4 protein-coding genes are annotated in these 2,639 nt (G+C 64.5%); 2 read left to right on the top strand and 2 right to left on the bottom strand.

Annotated elements, in window-relative coordinates; all coding sequences use genetic code 11:
• Positions 1-61: 61 nt before the first annotated feature.
• Positions 62-508: a DUF488 domain-containing protein gene (locus AX681_RS10600; RefSeq protein ID WP_066659162.1), complete on the bottom strand. Its 447-nt coding sequence runs from the start codon at positions 506-508 to the stop codon at positions 62-64.
• Complete coding sequence (locus AX681_RS10595) at positions 509-898, bottom strand: VOC family protein (protein ID WP_066659160.1); 390 nt, start codon at positions 896-898, stop codon at positions 509-511.
• A 39-nt stretch (positions 899-937) separates the two neighbouring features.
• Between AX681_RS10595 and AX681_RS10590 the strand changes: the two genes are divergently transcribed.
• Both AX681_RS10590 and AX681_RS10585 read left to right on the top strand, forming a co-directional pair.
• Complete coding sequence (locus AX681_RS10590; protein WP_066659158.1) at positions 938-1,486, top strand: GbsR/MarR family transcriptional regulator; 549 nt, start codon at positions 938-940, stop codon at positions 1,484-1,486.
• 76 nt (positions 1,487-1,562) lie between these two features.
• Positions 1,563-2,564 carry a hypothetical protein gene (locus tag AX681_RS10585; protein WP_066659156.1) on the top strand — a complete coding sequence of 334 codons (1,002 nt, stop codon included), beginning with the start codon at positions 1,563-1,565 and terminating at the stop codon, positions 2,562-2,564.
• Positions 2,565-2,639 lie beyond the last annotated feature (75 nt).

The following is a 2,639-nucleotide window of genomic DNA, read 5'->3' as shown; positions in this document are numbered from 1 at the left end:
CCGCACCCCGCTTGGACAGCCCCTCCCCTAACCCCTCCCGCAAGCGGGAGGGGGACGGCAGTCACGTCGACAAACCATCCGCAAACAGGTCGACCACCTCCACCCCTTCGCCCTCCGCCTCCAGCAGTAACGTCCGGTGGCACCCGCACGGATCGCGTTCGAAGCACAGCAACGCGCTCGGCATCTCCGCGATCAGGTCGCGCATCCGCGCCGCCGCCGCCTGCGCCTCGGGCAACTGCAGCTGCCCGGCATAGACCGCCTCCAGCGTCCGCCGGTCGCCCTTCTTCGCCGCATCGCGCCCCGCCTTGGGCGTTCCCAGCGCCTTCAGATGCACATAGCCGATGTTCCGCTCGGCCAGCGCCGCCGCGAGCGACGCTTTCGAAAAGCCGGGCCGCCGCGACAGTGGCAATTGCCGCACATCGATCACCTGCCGCACTCCGGCGCGTTCGAGCACGGCGAGAAACGACGCAACCGTCGCGCCTTCATATCCGATGGTGAAGACCTTCACTCACTCCTCCGCGTAACACACCGCCTCCAGATTGATCCCGTCGGGATCAAACACGAACGCGGCATAATAGTTCGGCCCGTAATTCGGCCGCAGCCCGGGTTTGCCATGGTCGCGCCCGCCCGCCGCAATCGCCGCTTCATGGAATGCATCGACCTGCGCGCGCGTCTCGGCGCGGAACGCAACATGCGTGCCCTCGCCCACTTTCTCATTGTCGCCGACCCAGAATTCCCCGCCGCCCTCGACGCCAAAGCCATAGGCAGCACCGCCCGAGCCATTCGCGTCCGCCGGAATTTCGGTCAGGCACTTCATGCCCAATGGCTTCAACGTCGCCGCGTAAAACGCCTTCGACCGAGCCGCATCGGCGACCGCCACACCCATATGATCGATCATGTTGACTCTCCTTATTTCTGTAATTACAGAAATTACATCATGACCCGTTTCGCAGAGCATCCCGACGCCAAGGCGTTCATCCTCCACTGGGGTGAGATGGGAACGCATTGGGGCGTCAACCGCTCCGTCGCGCAGATCCACGCCCTGCTCTACCTTGCCGACGGCCCGCTCCACGCGGACGAGATCGTCGAGACACTCGGCCTCGCCCGCTCCAACGTCTCCACGGGCCTGAAGGAGCTACAGGGCTACAGCATCGTCCGCCGCGTGCATGTCGAGGGCGATCGCCGCGACCATTTCGTGGCCGAGACCGACCTGTGGGACATGCTCATGCGCATCGTCGCCGAGCGCAAACGGCGCGAGATCGACCCCACCGTTCAGCTGCTCGGCGAACTCGCCGAGCGCCTCGCCGCCGACCGGAGCGCCCCGCCACAGGTGCGTGAACGGATTGGCCGGATGCATGAATTCATCGGCACGCTGGGCGGCTGGTACGATGAGGTCCGCGTCCTCCCCAAACCCACTCTCGTCACGCTGATGAAGCTCGGCGGCAAGGTGGCGCGGTTCATTCCGGGCGCTTCCAAGAAGGACTGAGCCACAAAGCCGGACGGCTAACCCATGCGCCCCACGTTCTGATTTTACCGAAATAACAGATGAAAGGGATCGAGAAATGGACACAGGCCGTCCCCGCTCCTCGCGTGCGGCAATCCGCATCCTCGCCGCAACGGCGCTCGGTCTCTCGTTCGCACTCGGGGTCTATCTGCTGATCGAAGCGATCAACCCATCGGGCCTGATCAGCTTCACCTTTCTCCTCGCCCTCCCAGCGGCGGTCACGGCGTTCATCACCTATGTCGGTGATCCGCTCGCAGAGCGCAGCCGCAGTTTCTACACCGTCGGCGTGCCTTTCAGCCTCTTCGGCGCGGTCGTCGTGGCATCGATCATATTCCTGCGCGAAGGCGTCATCTGTATCCTGATGCTCGCCCCGTTCTGGCTCGCCCTCAGCGCGCTCGGGGGGTACATCACGTGGCGCCTGCGGAATCGCCGCGAGCCCACCGAGAACATCTTCCGCGCCTCGACCCTGCTGCTCATCCCGCTTGTGGCGATGCAGGTCGAACCGATGATTCCGCTACCGCGCGACAGCGGCAGCATCACGCGCAGCATCGTCATCGATGCCGATCCTGCGACGGTCTGGCACCATGCCCGCGGCGTCCCACACATTGCGCCCGATGCCGGAACCTGGAACATCTCGCAGGATATCATCGGCCTTCCGCGCCCGATCGGCGCGCATCTCAATCGCGACGGAGTCGGTGCGACGCGCCGTGTGGAATGGCAGGACGGTATTCGCTTCAAGGAGGTGGTGAGCGACTGGCAACCTGCCCGACGCTTGTGGTGGAGCTTCCGCTTCGACGAGACCGATATGGACGCCTGGGCGATGCAGGATCGCCACCTCCTGCCCGACAGCCCGCACTATCGCATTACCGATGGCGGCTATGTCCTCGAACCGCTCAGCGATGGCCGCACGCGCCTGACGCTGACGACCAACTATTGGGTCCAGACCCCGGTCAATTGGTACGGAAAGCTGTGGGGCGAACTGCTGGTCGGCGACGTGTCGCGCAATGTGCTGGCGGTAATCCAGCAGAAGTCGGAGCGTTCCCTCGGCGCCCGACAGTAGAGCACGTTCGAGTTCGCCAATCTCCCCTCCCGCTTGCGGGAGGGGAGATTGGCGAACTCGAACGTGCTCTACTGT

Source organism: Sphingomonas sp. CCH9-E2 (genome assembly GCF_001557215.1).
GTDB lineage: Bacteria > Pseudomonadota > Alphaproteobacteria > Sphingomonadales > Sphingomonadaceae > Sphingomonas.
This window is presented reverse-complemented; position numbering and strand designations above follow the sequence as displayed.